Source organism: Phytohabitans sp. LJ34, from assembly GCF_052068095.1.
Classification (GTDB): Bacteria; Actinomycetota; Actinomycetes; order Mycobacteriales; family Micromonosporaceae; genus Phytohabitans.
In genome coordinates this window covers 157,308-173,907 of the sequence record NZ_JBQHDG010000002.1, presented here as the reverse complement: position 1 = coordinate 173,907, position 16,600 = coordinate 157,308, and the positions used below count along the sequence as shown (strand labels likewise).

At 71.8% G+C, this 16,600-nt stretch carries 17 protein-coding genes; 12 read left to right on the top strand and 5 right to left on the bottom strand.

Translation table 11 applies throughout. The features are described 5' to 3' along the window. Positions 1–401 precede the first annotated feature (401 nt). From ACTMTJ_RS03835 to rfbB, 3 genes are read right to left on the bottom strand one after another with little or no spacing between them, the layout of a single operon-like run. Complete coding sequence (locus tag ACTMTJ_RS03835) at positions 402–1,418, bottom strand: glycosyltransferase family 2 protein (protein ID WP_441214637.1); 1,017 nt, start codon at positions 1,416–1,418, stop codon at positions 402–404. Beyond that, the gene (rfbD, locus tag ACTMTJ_RS03830) at positions 1,411–2,274 is read right to left on the bottom strand and encodes a dTDP-4-dehydrorhamnose reductase (protein WP_441214636.1); all 864 of its coding nucleotides are present in this window, start codon (positions 2,272–2,274) and stop codon (positions 1,411–1,413) included. The genes ACTMTJ_RS03835 and rfbD overlap by 8 nt, the downstream gene beginning before the upstream one ends. Then, positions 2,271–3,242 (bottom strand): dTDP-glucose 4,6-dehydratase, encoded by a 972-nt coding sequence (gene rfbB, locus ACTMTJ_RS03825; RefSeq protein ID WP_441214635.1) that lies wholly within the window; start codon positions 3,240–3,242, stop codon positions 2,271–2,273. Before rfbB ends, rfbD begins: the two co-directional genes overlap by 4 nt. An 85-nt stretch (positions 3,243–3,327) precedes the next feature. Here rfbB and rfbA point away from each other — a divergent pair, with 85 nt between their 5' ends. Genes rfbA through ACTMTJ_RS03785 form a run of 8 tightly spaced genes read left to right on the top strand, consistent with a single transcriptional unit; the run spans position 3,328 to position 11,833 of the window. Then, positions 3,328–4,197 carry a glucose-1-phosphate thymidylyltransferase RfbA gene (rfbA, locus tag ACTMTJ_RS03820; RefSeq protein WP_441214634.1) on the top strand — a complete coding sequence of 290 codons (870 nt, stop codon included), beginning with the start codon at positions 3,328–3,330 and terminating at the stop codon, positions 4,195–4,197. Continuing rightward, positions 4,197–5,219 (top strand): FAD-dependent oxidoreductase, encoded by a 1,023-nt coding sequence (locus ACTMTJ_RS03815; protein ID WP_441214633.1) that lies wholly within the window; start codon positions 4,197–4,199, stop codon positions 5,217–5,219. Before rfbA ends, ACTMTJ_RS03815 begins: the two co-directional genes overlap by 1 nt. 47 nt (positions 5,220–5,266) lie before the next feature. Next, positions 5,267–5,866, top strand: a complete 600-nt coding sequence (locus ACTMTJ_RS03810; RefSeq protein WP_441214632.1) for a class I SAM-dependent methyltransferase — start codon at positions 5,267–5,269, stop codon at positions 5,864–5,866. Beyond that, positions 5,863–6,462: a dTDP-4-dehydrorhamnose 3,5-epimerase family protein gene (locus ACTMTJ_RS03805; protein ID WP_441214631.1), complete on the top strand. Its 600-nt coding sequence runs from the start codon at positions 5,863–5,865 to the stop codon at positions 6,460–6,462. Before ACTMTJ_RS03810 ends, ACTMTJ_RS03805 begins: the two co-directional genes overlap by 4 nt. Positions 6,463–6,495: 33 nt before the next feature. After that, positions 6,496–7,854 carry a Pup--protein ligase gene (gene pafA, locus ACTMTJ_RS03800; protein WP_441214630.1) on the top strand — a complete coding sequence of 453 codons (1,359 nt, stop codon included), beginning with the start codon at positions 6,496–6,498 and terminating at the stop codon, positions 7,852–7,854. 11 nt (positions 7,855–7,865) lie between these two features. Next, complete coding sequence (locus tag ACTMTJ_RS03795) at positions 7,866–8,039, top strand: hypothetical protein (protein ID WP_441214629.1); 174 nt, start codon at positions 7,866–7,868, stop codon at positions 8,037–8,039. A gap of 51 nt (positions 8,040–8,090) precedes the next feature. Continuing rightward, positions 8,091–11,228 (top strand): HD domain-containing protein, encoded by a 3,138-nt coding sequence (locus ACTMTJ_RS03790; RefSeq protein ID WP_441214628.1) that lies wholly within the window; start codon positions 8,091–8,093, stop codon positions 11,226–11,228. Further along, the gene (locus tag ACTMTJ_RS03785) at positions 11,225–11,833 is read left to right on the top strand and encodes an SLATT domain-containing protein (RefSeq protein ID WP_441214627.1); all 609 of its coding nucleotides are present in this window, start codon (positions 11,225–11,227) and stop codon (positions 11,831–11,833) included. Before ACTMTJ_RS03790 ends, ACTMTJ_RS03785 begins: the two co-directional genes overlap by 4 nt. 1 nt (position 11,834) lies before the next feature. Here ACTMTJ_RS03785 and ACTMTJ_RS03780 read toward each other — a convergent pair whose 3' ends face one another. Further along, positions 11,835–12,890: a DUF3866 family protein gene (locus ACTMTJ_RS03780; protein ID WP_441214626.1), complete on the bottom strand. Its 1,056-nt coding sequence runs from the start codon at positions 12,888–12,890 to the stop codon at positions 11,835–11,837. Positions 12,891–12,899: 9 nt separating this feature from the next. Then, positions 12,900–13,853, bottom strand: a complete 954-nt coding sequence (locus ACTMTJ_RS03775) for a cation diffusion facilitator family transporter (RefSeq protein WP_441214950.1) — start codon at positions 13,851–13,853, stop codon at positions 12,900–12,902. Between the two features lie 115 nt (positions 13,854–13,968). On the opposite strand from ACTMTJ_RS03775, the gene ACTMTJ_RS03770 reads away from it, so the two are divergent. The 4 genes from ACTMTJ_RS03770 to tatA all read left to right on the top strand — a co-directional run bounded on the left by ACTMTJ_RS03770 (position 13,969) and on the right by tatA (position 16,588). Beyond that, complete coding sequence (locus ACTMTJ_RS03770) at positions 13,969–14,961, top strand: helix-turn-helix transcriptional regulator (protein ID WP_441214625.1); 993 nt, start codon at positions 13,969–13,971, stop codon at positions 14,959–14,961. Beyond that, positions 14,958–15,908, top strand: a complete 951-nt coding sequence (locus ACTMTJ_RS03765) for a helix-turn-helix transcriptional regulator (protein WP_441214624.1) — start codon at positions 14,958–14,960, stop codon at positions 15,906–15,908. The genes ACTMTJ_RS03770 and ACTMTJ_RS03765 overlap by 4 nt, the downstream gene beginning before the upstream one ends. Positions 15,909–15,987: 79 nt before the next feature. After that, positions 15,988–16,245 carry a hypothetical protein gene (locus tag ACTMTJ_RS03760; protein ID WP_441214623.1) on the top strand — a complete coding sequence of 86 codons (258 nt, stop codon included), beginning with the start codon at positions 15,988–15,990 and terminating at the stop codon, positions 16,243–16,245. Positions 16,246–16,315: 70 nt separating this feature from the next. Further along, positions 16,316–16,588: a Sec-independent protein translocase subunit TatA gene (tatA, locus tag ACTMTJ_RS03755; RefSeq protein WP_441214622.1), complete on the top strand. Its 273-nt coding sequence runs from the start codon at positions 16,316–16,318 to the stop codon at positions 16,586–16,588. Positions 16,589–16,600: the final 12 nt, after the last annotated feature.

Here is a 16,600-nt window from a genome sequence, read left to right as displayed (position 1 = left end):
CGTGGGTGCGACAAATGCCGCGTCATCTGTCCACTGTGGGCGGCCACGATCGCCCATGGCTGGTGTGGCTACGATTGAGAGCTTGTTGCCCTCGACCGGGACTGCTCGTCCCACTTCTTCGAAGAGGCTTTTGGGCGGCACCATGATCGTTAGCCCTCCAGCTGTGTGACACGCCGGTGGGACTGCGGATTTTGGGCTAACGATCATGGCGCGCTCGACGGGTTGCCGGGGAGTTGGGCTTGTCGCGCGGAGGTGGCAGCGGGGGCCGGGGGTTTCGGCTCGCTCGCGAGCCGCCGGCCGCCGCGGTGCCCGCGGCATACGGTCCTCAGGTGACGCGGACCGGGGTGTATCCGCTTGGGAACTGTCGCTCTAGACAGGGAGCCGGCGCGGAGCGGGAGGGGTCAGATCCAGCGGCCGACGAGCCGCCAGTAGCGGGTCATCAGGGCGTTCAGGAGGCCGACGCCCGGCGGGTTGATGAGCGGGGTGTCGAAGCGGTCGGTCAGGACGCGGGTCCACTCGCGGTCGGGGACGACGCGTTCGGCCTGGAGGGCGCGGCGGCGGGCGCGTAGGTGGCGGCGGTGGCGCCACAGCCAGCCGTAGCCGCGGAGCTTGTCCTTCAGCCAGCCCTCCTTGGCGGCCAGCAGGATCATGACGAGCTCCAGCGCCAGCAGCGGTGGGGCCAGCAGCGCCAGGGCGCGGCCGCCCCAGACGGTGGTCACGAACATCAGGCGGTTGCGCTCGATCAGGTAGAACTTGAAGCTGACCTTGCTGAACTCGTATCCGTGCAGCGCGACCGCGTCCGGGACGTTGAGCACGCGCAGGCCGAGCCGCCAGGTGCGCAGCGAGATCTCGGCGTCCTCGACGTACGCGAAATAGTGGTCGTCGAAGCCGCCCAGGCGGTCCCAGTGTGCGCGGCGGGTGACCACGAAGGCGCCCATCGCGCCGGCCGTCTCGGTCGGCTCGCTACGGGTCTCGCGCTCGCGGAAGCCGCCCACCCAGCTGACGCCGAGCACGTGGATCTCGTTGCCGCGGGAGTTGAGCAGCTCGGGCTCGTCGGCAAGGCGTACGGCGCCGGCGGCGATCCCGACGCTCTCGTCGGCCAGCACGTCGACGAGGCGGGCCAGGGCGGTGGGCTCGACGATCGCGTCGCCGTTGACCAGGGCCACGTACTCGCCGGTGGAGGCGGCCACGCCCGCGTTGCAGCCGGCGGAGAAACCGGCGTTTTCCCCCGAGCCGGCCACGACGACGCCGGGGAGGCTCGACAGGTACTCGAAGTCGGGATTCGTGCAGCCGTTGTCGACGAGCACGACCTCGACGTCGACCTTGACGGACGCGAGCAGCGCCTCGACGCAGCGCCGCAGCAGCGGCTCCGTGCGCCACGCGAGCACCACGGCACTCACCCGGGGCAGGTCAGGCACGGGGGCTCCCGAGGTAGGCGGACAGCATCGTCTCCCAGTCTGTCATGGGTGTCATGCCGGCCTCGGCCCACCGATCGTGGCCCAGCACGCTGTACGAGGGGCGGGGCGCGGGCCGCACGAAGCGGTCGCTGGTCGTCGGGCGGACCCGGTCGGGGTCGTGCCCGGCGCGGGCGAAGGCGGCGCGGGCCAGGCCGTACCAGGTGGTCTCGCCGCTGGCCGTGCCGTGGTAGACGCCGGGCGGCGCGTCCGCGAGCGCGAGGTCGACCAGCCGCTCGGCGAGCGCCCACGACCAGGTCGGCTGGCCGCGCTGGTCGTCGACCACGTCGACGGTCTCCCGTTCGCCGGCCAGCCGCAGCATGGTGGTGACGAAGTTGCGCCCGTGCGCGCCGTACAGCCACGCGGTCCGCACCACGTACCCGCCGGCCGCCAGCACCGCCCGCTCGCCGGCGAGCTTGCTCCGGCCGTAGGCGTTGATCGGGTCGGTGGGCGCGTCCTCGGCGTAGGGCGTGGTGGCGTCGCCGCGGAATACGTAGTCGGTGGAGACGTGCACCAGGCGGGCGCCGGTCGCGCGCGCCGCGCGGGCCAGGTGGGCCACGCCGGCGCCGTTGACAGCGGTGGCCTCGGCCTCGCGCTCCTCGGCGCCGTCGACGTCGGTCCAGGCCGCCGCGTTGAGTACCACGTCGTGGCCGGCGACGGCGGCGCGGACCGCGGCCTCGTCCGTCACGTCGAGGTCCGCGCGGGCGAGCGCGGTCACGTCGAGGTCGGGCCGGCCCTTGAGGCTGGGCTGACCCTTGAGGACGTCGAGCAGGTCCTGCCCGAGCATCCCGCCCGCACCGGTGACGAGGATGCGTGTCATCCCTTGAGGGGCTCCCACCAGGCGCGGTTCTCCCGGTACCAGGTGACCGTCTCGGCCAGGCCGCGCGCGAGGTCGACCGTCGGCGCGTACCCCAGCTCCTGACTGATCTTGGTGATGTCGAGGCTGTAGCGGCGGTCGTGGCCCTTGCGGTCGGGGACCGGCCGCACCGACTCCCAGGTCGCGCCGCACGCGGCGATCAGGCGCTCGGTGAGCTCGCGGTTGGTGAGCTCGGTGCCGCCGCCGATGTGGTAGACCTCGCCCGGCCGCCCCTTGTCCTGCACCAGCGCGATGCCCCGGCAGTGGTCGTGCACGTGCAGCCAGTCGCGCACGTTGCCGCCGTCGCCGTAGAGCGGCACCGTGCCGCCGTCGAGCAGGTTGGTGACGAAGAGCGGGATCACCTTCTCCGGGTACTGGTAGTGCCCGTAGTTGTTGGAGCAGCGGGTGACCACCACGTCGAGCCCGTGGGTGCGGAAGTAGGCGAGCGCGAGCAGGTCGGAGCCGGCCTTGGAGGCCGAGTACGGCGAGTTGGGCGCGAGCGGCCAGTCTTCGGTCCACGAGCCGTGCGCGATCGAGCCGTACACCTCGTCGGTGCTCACGTGCACGAACCGTCCGGTGCCGTGCTTGAGCGCCGCGTCGAGCAGCGTCTGGGTGCCCAACACGTTGGTGGTCACGAACGGCGCGGCGCCCTCGATCGAGCGGTCGACGTGCGACTCGGCCGCGAAGTGCACGATCACGTCGTGGCCGGGCACCACGTCGTCGACGAGCGCGGCGTCGCAGATGTCACCCTCGACGAACCGGAGGCGGGCGTCCTCGCGCACCGGGTCGAGATTGGCCAGATTGCCCGAGTAGGTGAGCTTGTCGAGCACGGTGACCGCGGCGGGCGCGGCGGCCGGCAGCGTGCCGCGCAGCAGCTCACGCACGTACTCCGACCCGATGAACCCGGCTCCGCCGGTGACGAGGACTCTCACAGGGTCGGGAGTCTACGCGAGCCGGTCTCGCCGGGCCTGTCGGCAGCACGACTGCCGTGTCGCGCGCTCCCGATAAGGTACCGGGGTGCGTGGAATCCTTCTCGCCGGCGGCACCGGCTCCCGGCTGTGGCCGATCACCCGGGCGGTATCGAAGCAGCTCATGCCGGTCTTCGACAAGCCGATGATCTACTACCCGCTGTCGACGCTGGTCATGGCCGGGATCCGCGAGATCCTGATCATCACCACGCCGGAGGACCAGTCGCAGTTCCGGCGCCTGCTCGGCGACGGTTCGCAGTGGGGTCTCGACCTGCGCTACGCGGCCCAGCCGCGGCCGGAGGGGATCGCCCAGGCGTTCGTCATCGGGGCCGACTTCATCGGCGACCAGCCGGTGGCCCTCATCCTCGGCGACAACATCTTCCACGGTGTCGGCCTCGGCCACCAGCTGGCCAGCCACAACGACGACCTGGTCGGCGGGCGGGTGTTCGCCTACCCGGTGGCCAACCCGGAGGCGTACGGGGTGGTCGAGTTCGACGGCGAGGGGCGCGTGCTGTCGATCGAGGAGAAGCCGGCCCGCCCCAAGTCCCGCTACGTGGTGCCCGGCCTGTACTTCTACGACAACCGCGTGGTCGAGATCGCCCGCGGCCTCAAGCCGTCCGACCGGGGCGAGCTGGAGATCACCGCGGTCAACGAGGCATACCGCGAAAAGGGTGAGCTGTCGGTGACCGTCCTCGACCGCGGCACCGCGTGGCTCGACACCGGCACGTTCACGTCACTGATGCAGGCGGCCGAGTTCGTGCGCGTGATCGAGGAGCGGCAGGGCCTCAAGATCGGCTGCGTGGAGGAGGTGGCCTGGCGGGCCGGCTTCCTGACCACCGCCCAGGTGCGCGAGCTGGCCGACCCGCTGACCAAGAGCGGCTACGGCGACTACCTGCTGGGCCTGCTCGAAGAGCTCTGATGCGGGTCGCTGTCGTCGGTGCGGGCGTGGTCGGGCTGGCCGCGGCGGCCGCGCTGCTCGATGCCGACCACGACGTCCTGTGCCTCGACCGCACCGGCCCGATGGCCGAGCGCTCCACCGGCTCGTCGCGGATCTTCCGGCTCGCCCACGGCAGCGCCGACCTCGTCGCGCTGGCCCGGGAGGCGCGGGCCGGCTGGAGGCGCTGGAGCGAGGCCGCCGGCCGGCCGCTGGTCCACGACGTGGGCTGCCTGGTGAGCGGCGCCGACACGCTGGCCTGGACCGCCGCCATGCGCAAGGCCGGCGCACCCTACGAGACGGTCGGCGCCGACGCGCGGATCCCGGCGCGGCGCGGCCCGGACGTCGCGCTCCTCGACACCACGGGCGGCGTGATCGACGCCGAGGGCACCGGCGCCCACCTCACCCGCCGCGTCGGCGCGGCTTTCCAGACCCGCGTCGTGTACCTGCTGGAAGAGCGCGGCTCGGGCGCGCGCGTGCACACGCCCGAAGGGGCGGTCGACGCCGACGCCGTGCTGATCGCGGCCGGTGCGGGCACCTCGTCGTTGGCCGCGCAGGTCGGTCTCTACACGCCGACCGTGCTGGCGCACCATGTGCGGTTCACGTTCGCCACCACGCGCACCGGCCCGTTGTCCGCCTGGATCGACCAGAGCTCCGGCCGGATGGCCACCTACCAGCACATGGCGCGGCCGGGACGGTGGGCGGTCGGCGGCCTGCTCGACCACGCGGCGACCGCCTGGGAGGCGGGGCGGGCCGAGGCGACCCGGGCCGCACGGGAGGCGGTGCTCGACTACGTCCGCGTTCACCTCGACGGGGTGGTGCCGGAGGTGCTCGACGAGGTCTACTGCACCACCATGGCCGGGCTCGGCGACGGCTTCCACCTCCGGCGGCGCGGCCCGTTCACGGCGGTCTACGGTGACAATCTGTTCAAGTTCGCCCCGCTGCTCGGCGACCTGCTGGCGCGGGCGGTGACCGAGGGTACGGAGGAGAAGGTTGACTATGTGTAGGCGTGCCCGGTTGCGGTCCGCCGGCCGGGTCTGACAGGCTTCGCGCCGTGCAGCAGGAGAAGCCGAGCACCCAGGGTGCCGACTACACCGACCGCCTCCAGCGGGTGACCGGCGCCCGGTGGAAGCAGGTCCTCGACGTCCAGCGCCCCTACCGGTGGAACATCCGCCGCCTCAAGCTCGGGCGCACCCTCGACGTGGGCTGCGGCCTCGGTCGCAACCTCGCCCACCTGGGCGGCAACGGCGTTGGCGTCGACCACAACCCCACGTCGGTCGAGTTCGCGCGGTCGCAGGGCTTCGAGGCGTACACGATCAACGAGTTCTTCGAGACCGACCGGGCGGCGACGTTCGACTCGATGCTCGCCGCCCACCTGCTGGAGCACATGCCCGAGGAGCAGGCCCGCAAGGTCGTCGAGTCCTACCTGCCCTGCGTCAAGCCGGGCGGCAAGGCCGTCTTCATCACCCCGCAGGAGCGGGGGTACGCGAGCGACGCCACCCACGTGCGCTTCGTGGGCTTCGCCGAGGCCGCCGCGATCTGCCGTGACCTGGGGCTGACGGTGGAAAAGCAGTACTCGTTCCCGTTCCCGCGCTTCATGGGCAAGCTCTTCACCTACAACGAGTTCGTGACCGTGGCGCGGTTCCCGTCGTGAAGATCCGCCCACTCGGCATCGAGGGGGCGTGGGAGGTCACGCCCCAGCAGCACGGCGACCCGCGCGGGCTGTTCCTCGAGTGGTACCGCTTCGATCGCCTCGCCGAGGTGGTCGGGCACCCGCTCGACCTCGCCCAGGCCAACATGTCGGTCTCCGCGGCCGGTGTGGTGCGCGGCATCCACTTCGCCGACGTGCCGCCCGGCCAGGCGAAGTACGTCACCTGCCCGCGCGGCGCGGTGGTCGACGTGATCGTCGACATCCGGGTCGGCTCGCCGACGTTCGGCCGGTGGGAGGCGGTGCGGCTCGACGACGTCGACCGCCGCGCGGTCTACATCGCCGAAGGGCTGGGCCACGGCTTCTGCGCGCTCACCGACGACGCGACGCTCACCTACCTCTGCTCGACCACGTACAACCCGGCGGCCGAGCACACCGTGCACCCGCTCGACCCGACGCTCGGCATCGAGTGGCCGGCGGCCGCTCCGACGCTCTCCGCCCGCGACGACGCGGCGCCGTCGCTCGACGCGGCGCGCGCGGCCGGCACCCTGCCGTCGTACGACACATGCCGCGAGTACACCGAAACCTTGCGTCAGGAGTGACGATCCGGGCCCTCGGACGGATAGTGTCTCTTCATGGAACGGCGAATCTTCGGGCTCGAGACCGAATACGGCGTCACCTGCACCTACCGAGGACAGCGACGACTCTCTCCCGACGAGGTGGCCCGCTACCTGTTTCGCCGGGTGGTGTCGTGGGGGCGCTCCAGCAACGTCTTCCTGCGCAACGGTGCCCGGCTCTACCTCGACGTCGGCTCCCACCCCGAGTACGCCACACCGGAGTGTGACTCCGTCTCCGACCTCGTCGCGCACGACCGGGCCGGCGAGCGGATCCTGGAAGGCCTGCTGGTAGACGCGGAGAAGCGGCTGCACGACGAGGGCATCGCCGGCGAGATCTACCTGTTCAAGAACAACACCGACTCGGCAGGCAACTCGTACGGCTGCCACGAAAACTACCTCGTCTCCCGGCACGGCGAGTTCGGGCGGCTCGCCGACGTGCTGATCCCGTTCCTGGTCACCCGGCAGCTGATCTGCGGCGCCGGCAAGGTGCTCCAGACCCCGCGCGGCGCGGTCTACTGCCTGTCCCAGCGCGCCGAGCACATCTGGGAGGGCGTCTCCTCGGCCACCACCCGCAGCCGCCCGATCATCAACACCCGCGACGAGCCGCACGCCGACGCCGAGCGCTACCGGCGCCTCCACGTGATCGTCGGCGACTCCAACATGAACGAGGTCACCACCCTCCTCAAGGTCGGCAGCGCCGACATCGTGCTCCGCATGATCGAGGCCGGCGTGGTGATGCGCGACCTGTCGCTGGAAAACCCCATCCGGGCGATCCGCGAGGTCTCGCACGACATCACCGGCCGCCGCAAGGTCCGCCTCGCCTCCAACAAGGAGGTCAGCGCCCTGGAGATCCAGCAGGAGTACCTGGCGAAGGCCACCGAGTTCGTCGAGCGGCGCGGCGGCGACCAGACCGCCAAGCGGGTCGTCGAGCTGTGGGGGAGGGTCCTGCGGGCCGTCGAGACCGGCGACCTCGAGCCCGTGTCCCGCGAGATCGACTGGGTGAGCAAGCTCAAGCTGATCGAGCGCTACCAGGAAAAGCACGACCTGCCGCTCTCCCACCCCCGGGTCGCCCAGATGGACCTCGCCTACCACGACCTGCGCCGCGGCCGTGGCCTGTACGGGCTGCTCGAGCGGCGCGGCCAGGTCGACCGCGTGGCCACCGACCTCGAGATCTTCGAGGCGAAGGAGACCCCGCCGCAGACCACGCGGGCCCGCCTGCGCGGCGAGTTCATCCGCCACGCACAGGAAAAGCGCCGCGACTTCACCGTCGACTGGGTGCACCTCAAGCTCAACGACCAGGCCCAGCGCACGGTGCTCTGCAAGGATCCGTTCCGCGCGTACGACGAGCGGGTGGAGCGGCTGATCGCCAGCATGTGAGACTTGGTGCCGTGGATTCCCCCGACGACCAGCGCAAGCCAGGCCTGGTGCAGCGCCGCCGGCAAAAGATCGCCGACGAGATCGCCCGCAACCGCCGCGGCGAGTACCGGGTGCCCACCTGGGTGCTCGCGGTGGCCCTCGGCGTCTTCCTGGCGGCCTGGATCGGCCTGATCGTCTTCTCGTAGCTTGCGTCCACTCGCTACAGTGCGGCGTTACCCGTCGGACGAAGGTCGAGTGTGGACATCGAAGAAGGCCCGATCTGGGCGGTGCTCCGGGAGAAGGCGCGGGATCGCGCGCCCCTGGTCAAAGACCTCGCGGAGGAGGCCGCCGGCAAGCTGCGGCTCGTCCGCGACACGTTCCCCACGTACACCCTCCACGACGAGCTGCACTCGGCGAACGTGCTGCGCATCATGGGCGACCTGCTGGGGGAGCGCGTCACCGACCTGAGCGGCCTTGAGGCGGCCATGCTCATCCTGGCCGCCTACTACCACGACATCGGCATGGTCTACACGCCGGAAGAGCTGGGCCAGACCAAGGAGCAGCCGGAGTTCGAGGCCTACCTCGCGGGCCGGCCCGAGGAGTACTTGGCGGTACGGCACAACGACGGCGAGCCACCGTTGTCGGTGCTGGAAAACTACTGCCGTTTCCGCCACGCCGACCGGGTGTACGCGCACCTGAACCACATCCAGAAGGAGCGCCTCAAATGGGGCGCCGTCTCGCTTCGCGACGCGCTTGGGATGCTCTGCCGGAGCCACAACGGGCCCGCGGCCGATCTCAAAGGGGACGGATTCGATCCGCATTTCCTTGGCGCCTGCGACCTGCGGCTGTGCGCCATCCTCCTGCGGCTCGCGGACATTCTCGACTTCGACGGCTCACGCACGCCGAGGTCGATCTACGAACACCTCGGGCTCGCCGCCCGGGCCGATCATCGCACCGCGACGAGTGACGCCGAATGGCGAAAACACCTCGCCACGGACGGCTTCACGTTTCCCGCCTCTCGCGAGGCCGGGTATCCGCTGCACTTTGTGGCGGGCCCCGAGAGTCCGGCCGTCGAGCACGACATCCGGCGTTTTCTCGACGTGGTCGACGACGAGGTCCGCCGCTCCCGGGCGGTGCTCGACACATGCCACCCGCGCTGGCGGGGTCTGATACTCCCGGGCGAGGTGGACCGTCGCAACATCATCAGCGATGGGTACAAATACGGCGAATTCAGGTTCGAGCTGGACCGCTCGGCCGTCTTGGAGCTGTTCACGGGTGAGCGGCTGTACGAAGACCCTTACGTCTTCGTCCGCGAGCTGCTCCAGAACGCCATCGACGCGGTGCGGCTCCGTGCGGTGCTATATCCGGAGGATCACCCGCGGGGCGTGGCTGTCTCGTGCTGGGAGGATCGCGACGGGTTCGTCTGGGTCAGGGTGGACGACGACGGCGTCGGCATGGACGAGGACCGGCTCCGCGACTACTTCCTTCGCGTCGGCCGGTCCTACTACCGGACCGCGGAGCTCCGCGCCGACCTGCTGCGCCGCGGTCGTGGCGAGCACGACTTCGTGGCCATCAGTCGGTTCGGGATCGGCGTGCTGTCCTGCTTCCTCGCCGGCGACAGGGTGGAGCTGTCCACCCGCAGGCTGCTGCCGGACGGGACGCTCGCCAAGCCACTGCGACTCTCCCTCGACCGGCGCGAGGAGTATTTTGTTCTCCGCGAGCCGCACATGCCTGCCACACCCTTGCCGGTTCGAGGCGGCGGGGAGGTCGGCTATCAGGAGGAGGCGGGCACCCGCATAGCCGTCCGGATCGATCCGACCAACGTCGACATCACGACCTCGGAGCTCGCGACTCGGGTCGGCGGCTACATCCACTGTCCGCCCATCGCGGTTACCTACAACGGTGAGCCGGTGGGAGCGGAGTCGGCCGCCCGCACCGATCGGCCCTGGCTGCCCGAGCCCGTCTCGTCTCCGCGCCTACGGGCCGAGGCGACCACGTCATCCCCGTTCCTTGGTGATCTGGAACTGGGTGCGTTGCCGTTGGACCTCACCGCGGCGTCGCCAACCCCGAGGCTGCGTGGCCAGCTCGTCGCCGTCGGTGCTCGGGTCGTGGCGGCGCCGGGCACGGTCCAATACACCGACCTGCTGACCGGCTGGCCCGAGGAGGAGCGCCAGGTTTTTCCCGACCGCCTTCGCGACGCCCTCGCCGAGGCTGTCGCGGGCTACCACGTCAGCATCGACAGGACAAGCGAGCGTAGGTGGCAGGTGGTCGTGCGGCGAGAAGTCCGGGACATCGACGTACTTCGCGCGGTCGCCGACTTTTCAGCCCGCGAGGGCCTGGCGGCCCGTCTGATCGCCGCGATCCGCGGCGCGGTCCCGCATCTCCCCCTTTTCCTCGGACTTTCCTCGCGCGGTGAGATCGCGCTGGACAGCGAACCTCTGCGTCACCTCGAAGTCGCCGGCTTTGGGAAGCCGCGGTGGTCGCACAACGGCATCGCACTTCCCGAGCCAGACGAATTCGTTCGGGGCTGGATCGACAGCGGCGCGGTGATCCCGGTCGGCGTCGTCGCGTTGGCGGACGGCCTTCGGCCGGACGTCACGATGTCGCGGCAGCGGACGTCCGGCCTCTCCGTCGCGATCCACTCGGCCATGTGGCTGTCGGTGCGCCGAGCGGCCCGGCCATATCTCGGCGGCGCCTTCGACTGGCTGGCGCGAGCCACCATGGGCACCAGGTTCCTCGAGTTTCGTCCGGTCGAACCCGTCGTGCTGGCCGGCGTGCTCGAAGACCCGTTGCTCTCCGGCGGCGACTGGGAGGGCGAGGCCGTCATCGAGATGGACGGCGGTCGGCGCAGCCTCGCCGACGTGCGGGCGGGCGGGACGGCGTCCCTCGCCACCTTCAAGGGCTGGGATTCGTCCGATTGGCCTCGTCCAAGGCGGTACGGCGGACACGGATTCGAGCGCCTGGTCGGTGCGTCCGTGATCCAGTTGGGGCTGGACATGACCTGGCGCCCAGCTGGTCCCGACAGCCAGGCGAGGTATTCCGTGCGATCGAACCGGCGGCCTGAGCTGGCACGAGGGCTCGCCCGGTTTCCGCCGCTCTTCTTCGTGCCATACGAGGCGCCGGTCGAACTGCTTCGCCATCGATTGGGACCGGTGAATCGCGACAACCCGCTCGCGGCTTGGCTGATCGAACGCGCCGACGCGCTCGCCGCCGGGCTGCCGGTGCTGTTCCGGCACCTTGGTGAGGCCCTCACCAGACCTCCCTCGGGGTCCAACGACGCCCCGTCGTTCAACGCCCTTCTGGACCGGGTCGCGATCGCGCGGCCGGACCTGCGACCACCCTCCAACGCGTATCTGTGGGAGGAAAAATCGAAATGGGAGTGGTGGACGCGATGACCGCGCCCACGCGCCGGCCCGACGACCTCGACCTGCCGGACCTGCCGGCCCTCACCTGGGCGCCCGGCGCACTGCGCGCGGACCTCGCCGCCCTCCGTGCCTGGGCCGAGGGCGTGGCCAACGAGGCGGTCGGCTGGTACCTGGCCGAGAAGCGCTACAAGGCGCGCTGGTCGCGCCGCCTCCGCGCGCTCGCGATCATCCTCGCCACCCTCGGCGGCGCCGTGCCCGTGGTCGCGCTCGCGTCCCGGCATCCGGAGTACGGCAACTGGGGCTACCTGCTGCTCGCCCTCGCCGCCGGCAGCGTCGCCTACGACCGGTTCTTCGGCTACTCGTCGGCCTGGCTTCGGTACGTCGCCACCGCCACGCTGATCCAGGCCGACCTGACCGACTTCCGGGTCGGGTGGGCGGCGGAGATGGCGGCGATCGGCGACCGGGAGCCCACCGCGGAGGAGGTGCGCGCGCTGATCGGCCGGGCGCGGGAGTTCGTCGGGCGGGTCAACGAGGCGGTGCGGGTGGAGACGGACGCGTGGCGCAGCGAGTTCGACAACCGCATGGGTGAGCTGGAGGTGGGCGTCCAGGGCCGCCCCACGATGGGTGGCGGCTGACCTACGCGAGCAGGGCCGCGGCGTGGCGGCCGGCGGCCGCGGCGGCCAGGAAGTACCACGGGTCGGCGTCCAGGCCGCGGCCCATCGTGGACAGCGGCACCGGCGATGCCTTCAGGGCCGCCTCCAGCCCGTCCACCGGCACGTGGACGATCCGGTGGCGTGCCGACAAGGCCGCCAGCGCGTCTTCGACGTCGAAGGGCAGGGGCGACGGGACCACCACGTCCGCCGGGGTCAGCGCGACCCGGGCGTACGCGGTCAGGCTGTGGTGGGAGACGCCGCGGTGGCGGGGGCGGGGGTCGGCGTCGGACAGGCGCAGCGAGGCCACCGGGCGGCCGCCGACGGCCGCGGCCGCGTTGACCGCCTCGCCGGCCGAGACGCCGCTGAAGCCCCACGCGGTGCCGGTTCCCAAGTTGCCGGGGCCCTGGGTGACCACGGTGACGTCCGCGCGGAGGACGTGCCGCGCGGCCAGGAGTCCGCTGTGGACGGTGGTGGCCTCCAGATCGCCGCCGAACGACTGGCCGACCGTGACCACGCCGGCCAGGTGGCCCTGTAGGCCGTCGAGCGTGCGGGAGAACCAGGCCGGGAGCGCGCCGCCGTCGGTCATCACGTACGCGACCGAGAGGTCGGAACCCACGCCGGCCAGGATGGCGGGAAGCGCCGAGTGCAGGTCGGCCACCACCACCGGCATGCCGTCGACGGAGTCGACCGACTCCATGACGGCGCGGTGCGGGGAGGCCTCCTCGTCCACGCCGAGCACGATGGCCTGGAGCGGCGTGTACCGGGCCTTCACCAGGTGGCCGGTGGAACGCGAGAGGTCACCCGAGTCCGGAGGCAGCCGATCCGGCAGCGCGACGACGAGCGCGTAACCGCCGGTGCCGAGGCCGAGGTCCAGCGCGCCCACGTTCAGGAGGACCCGGTCGCCCACCGCGGGCTCACCGGTCAGCGCGGGGTAGGCGAGGGCCCGAACAACCGAGGCCGACACGTCGACCTCGAGCGTGACGACGCCCTTCCAGCGACGACCGACCGACGAAACCACACCCGAGCGCCAGCGAACCATGCCGGACACCTAACCACGCCGCCGCGTCGGGTCGAGGAAGACGTACCGGATGCCGCCGTAGCGGGCGCGCAGGCGGCGCTCGGCCTCGTCGGCGGCGGCCTCGATGTCAGCGCCGGTGGCGTCGTCGGCGAAGTCGACCTTGGCGGCGACGAGCACCTCGGCGGGGCCGAGCTGCATGGTGAGGAGGGTGTCGACGCGTTCCACGGTGGGGATGGCGGAGATCTCCTCGGTGATCATGCGGCGGAGGCGCGGGGTGGCCGCGCGGCCGACCAGCAGCGAGATGTTGGTGCGGGCCAGGGCGGCCGCCACGACGAGCAGGAGCAGGCCGATGGCGATGGAGGCGAGGCCGTCCCACAGCTCGTCGCCGGTCGCCTGGGCCAGGCCGAGGCCGGTGCCGGCCAGCAGCAGGCCGACGAGCGCGGCGCTGTCCTCCAGGAAGACCGCCTTGATCGTGGTGTCGGGCGTCACCCGCAGGAACCGGGCCGGGGTGACCCGCCACCCGCGCGCCGAGGCGCGGACCTGGCGCACCGCCCGGGAGAGGGAGATCGACTCGATGACGAACGAGATGGCCAGCACCACGTACGACACCAGGTACTCGCCGCTGTGCTCGCCGGAGATGATCGTGTTCACCCCGTGCGTGACCGAGAAGCCGGCACCCGCCACGAACGTGAACAGCGCCGCGATGAAGGCCCAGACGTAGCTTTCCTTGCCGTACCCGAAGGGGTGCCGCTCGTCGGCCGGGTGGGCGCCGCGCCGCAGCGCGGTGAACAGCAGCACCTCCGTGGTGGTGTCGGCGAGCGAGTGTGCCGCCTCCGACATCATGGCCGCGGACCCGGAAATGAGGCCGGCGACCAGCTTCGCCGCGGCGATGGCGAGGTTGGCGAGGCCGGCCACGATCACGGTGCCGACGCTCTCCGAGGCGCCGGCGCCCTCGCCGAGGCGCGCGTTGAGGTCCGGCGGCAGGGGAGCGGGGCGGCTGTCCGACACGTGCAGATTGTCTCCCAGGATGAGTGAACCGGCCGGGCGACGCGGCGTGGGGGAGACGTACGGGCGTGCGAATGGGGCTAGAGTCTTGGTCGTGTCGAGGTCACGGACGGAGCGCCTGGTCAACCTGGTGATCTGCCTGCTCTCCACGCGGCGGTTCCTCACCGCCGCGCAGATCGCCGCGACGGTTCCCGGCTACGAGCACAACCCCGACGACCCGCGCGACCACGAGGCGTTCCAACGTAAGTTCGAACGCGACAAGGCGGAGCTGCGCGAGCTGGGCGTGCCGCTGGAGACGGGCACGGCGAGCGTGTTCGACGCCGAGCCCGGCTACCGGATCGCCGCCCGGGAGTACGCGCTGCCCGACATCCAGCTCGAGCCCGACGAGGCCGCGGCCGTGGGCATCGCCGCGCGGCTGTGGCGCCACGCGGGGCTCGCCGCCGCCGCCTCGTCCGGCCTGGCCAAGCTGCGCGCGGCCGGCATCGACATCGACCCCTCGGCGACGCTCGGCGTCGAGCCGGTGGTCACCGTCGACCCGGCCTTCGCGCCGCTCACCACCGCGGCCCGCGAGCGGCGCACGGTGGCCTTCGACTACCGGGTGCCCGAGGGAGACGGCCCGACCAGCCGGCGGCTCCAGCCGTGGGGCGTGGTCTGCTGGCGCGGCAGGTGGTACGTGGTGGGGCACGACCTCGACCGCGAGGCCACCCGCTGCTTCCGGCTCTCCCGGATCGTGGGGCAGGTGCGGCTTACCGGCAAGCCGGAGGCCTACGAGCCGCCGGCCGGCGTCGACCTGATCAGCCACGTGGCCCGCTGGTCCGGGCCGGTCGAGCGCAACGGGCGGGCGACCGTGCTGGTGCGCCCCGGGCGGGCGGCCGGGCTGCGCCGGTGGGCCGCCGAGGCGGAGGCGACACCCGAGGGCGACAAGCTCGTGCTGCCGTTCGCCGACCCCGACGGGCTCGCCTCGTCCGTGGTGGGCTACGGCGCCGACGTGCGCGTGCTCGACCCGCCGGAGGTGCGCGAGGCGGTCATCCAGCGGCTCAAGGAGATCGCCACCCGCCACGAGGAGGCGTCGGTGGCGGCCGGATGACCGCGCCGTCCCGGGCGTCCGCCGACCGGCTCGGCCGACTGCTCAACCTCGTGCCCTACCTGCTCGCCCGCCCCGGCATCGAGCTCGCCGAGGCGGCCGCCGAGCTGGGCGTGAGCGACAAGCAGCTGCGCGAGGACCTGGAGCTGCTGTGGGTCTGCGGCCTGCCCGGATACGGGCCGGGCGACCTGATCGACATGGCGTTCGACGGCGACCGGGTCACGATCACCTACGACGCGGGCATCGACCGGCCGCTCCGGCTCACCCCCGACGAGGCGCTCGCCCTGGTGGTGGCGCTGCGCATGCTGGCCGAGACCCCCGGCATGGCCAACCGCGACGCCATCGAGCGCACCCTCGCCAAGCTGGAGAGCGCCGCCGGCGACCTGACCAGCGCGCCGGTGGAGGTACGCCTGCCCGGCAACGCCGACCGCCTCGACACGCTGCGCGGCGCGGTGGAGCGGCGGCGGGCGCTGCGGATCACCTACTACACGGCGACCCGCGACGAGCTGACCGAGCGCGTGGTCGACCCGATCCGGGTGCTGGTGGTCGCCGGTCGCGCCTACCTGGAGGCGTGGTGCCGGCGGGCCGAGGCGGTGCGCATGTTCCGGGCCGACCGCATCGACGCGCTCACCGAGCTCGACGAGCCGGCCCGCCTGCCCGGCGAGGTGCGGCTCCACGACGTGAGCGGCGGCGTCTACCAGCCCGGCCCCGAGCTGCCCCTGGTCACGCTCCGGGTGGGGCGCGGCGGCCGGTGGATCACGGAGTACTACCCGTGTGAGGACGTGCGGCCCGACGGCGAGGAGTGGCTCGTCTCGCTGCGGGTGGCCGACCTGGCCTGGGCGCAGCGCTTCGTGCTCGGGCTCGGCCCGGACGCCACGGTGGTCGCGCCCGCCGACCTCGTCGAGCGGGTGCGTCAGCAGGCGGCGGCCGCGCTCGACCAGTACAGTTAGCGCCCATGAGCGGGAGCCGTGAGGCTACGGGCCTTGCCCACGACGGCGGACGAGCGCCGATCGGCGGAGCGGGGTAGGCATGGTCCTGTGGGTCGTGATCGCTGTGGTGCTGGTGGGGCTGCTGGTGCTGGTGTTGGCCGCCGGATCGCTGGTGGGGCGCCTGCGGCCGCTGCGGCGCGCGGCGATGGCCCTGCTGCGCCGGCAGGCCGAGGCGGAAAAGTTGCAGGCGGCCGCGTTGACGCTGGCCCAGGAGGCGGAGACGCTGCGGCTCAAGGCCGAGATCACGCAGGAGCGGATCGCTCTTATCAAGGTCAAACAACCATCACGCGGCCGTTGACTGTTCGCCGCCAGACGCACGTACGATAGGGCTCGACAGTCCTCACGACGATCAGCAGTTGGAGCTTTCCATGGGCGCCCTCAAGCCGTGGCACATCGCCGTACTCGTGGTCGTGCTGGTCCTTCTCTTCGGCGCGAAGCGGTTGCCCGACGCGGCCCGGTCCTTGGGCCGCTCGTTGCGGATCATCAAGGCCGAGACCAAGCACCTGACCGACGACGACGAGCGCGACCTCGCCGAAAAGGCGGACGCTCAAAACGGTCGCCAGCCGCTGCCGCCGGCCACGGAGCAGCGCCCGGCCGCGCCGGTCCAGGACCCGGTGCAGCGCACCCGCGACGTTTCCTGATCCGCGGCGCTC

Excerpts from the sequence above, each read along its gene's own strand:
- pafA (WP_441214630.1), top strand. The coding sequence starts at position 6,496 with ATGGAACGGCGAATCTTCGGGCTCGAGACCGAATACGGCGTCACCTGC.
- ACTMTJ_RS03765 (WP_441214624.1), top strand. The coding sequence starts at position 14,958 with ATGACCGCGCCGTCCCGGGCGTCCGCCGACCGGCTCGGCCGACTGCTC.
- ACTMTJ_RS03815 (WP_441214633.1), top strand. The coding sequence starts at position 4,197 with ATGCGGGTCGCTGTCGTCGGTGCGGGCGTGGTCGGGCTGGCCGCGGCG.
- ACTMTJ_RS03785 (WP_441214627.1), top strand. The coding sequence starts at position 11,225 with ATGACCGCGCCCACGCGCCGGCCCGACGACCTCGACCTGCCGGACCTG.
- ACTMTJ_RS03780 (WP_441214626.1), bottom strand. The coding sequence starts at position 12,890 with ATGGTTCGCTGGCGCTCGGGTGTGGTTTCGTCGGTCGGTCGTCGCTGG.
- rfbD (WP_441214636.1), bottom strand. The coding sequence starts at position 2,274 with ATGACACGCATCCTCGTCACCGGTGCGGGCGGGATGCTCGGGCAGGAC.
- tatA (WP_441214622.1), top strand. The coding sequence starts at position 16,316 with ATGGGCGCCCTCAAGCCGTGGCACATCGCCGTACTCGTGGTCGTGCTG.
- ACTMTJ_RS03760 (WP_441214623.1), top strand. The coding sequence starts at position 15,988 with ATGGTCCTGTGGGTCGTGATCGCTGTGGTGCTGGTGGGGCTGCTGGTG.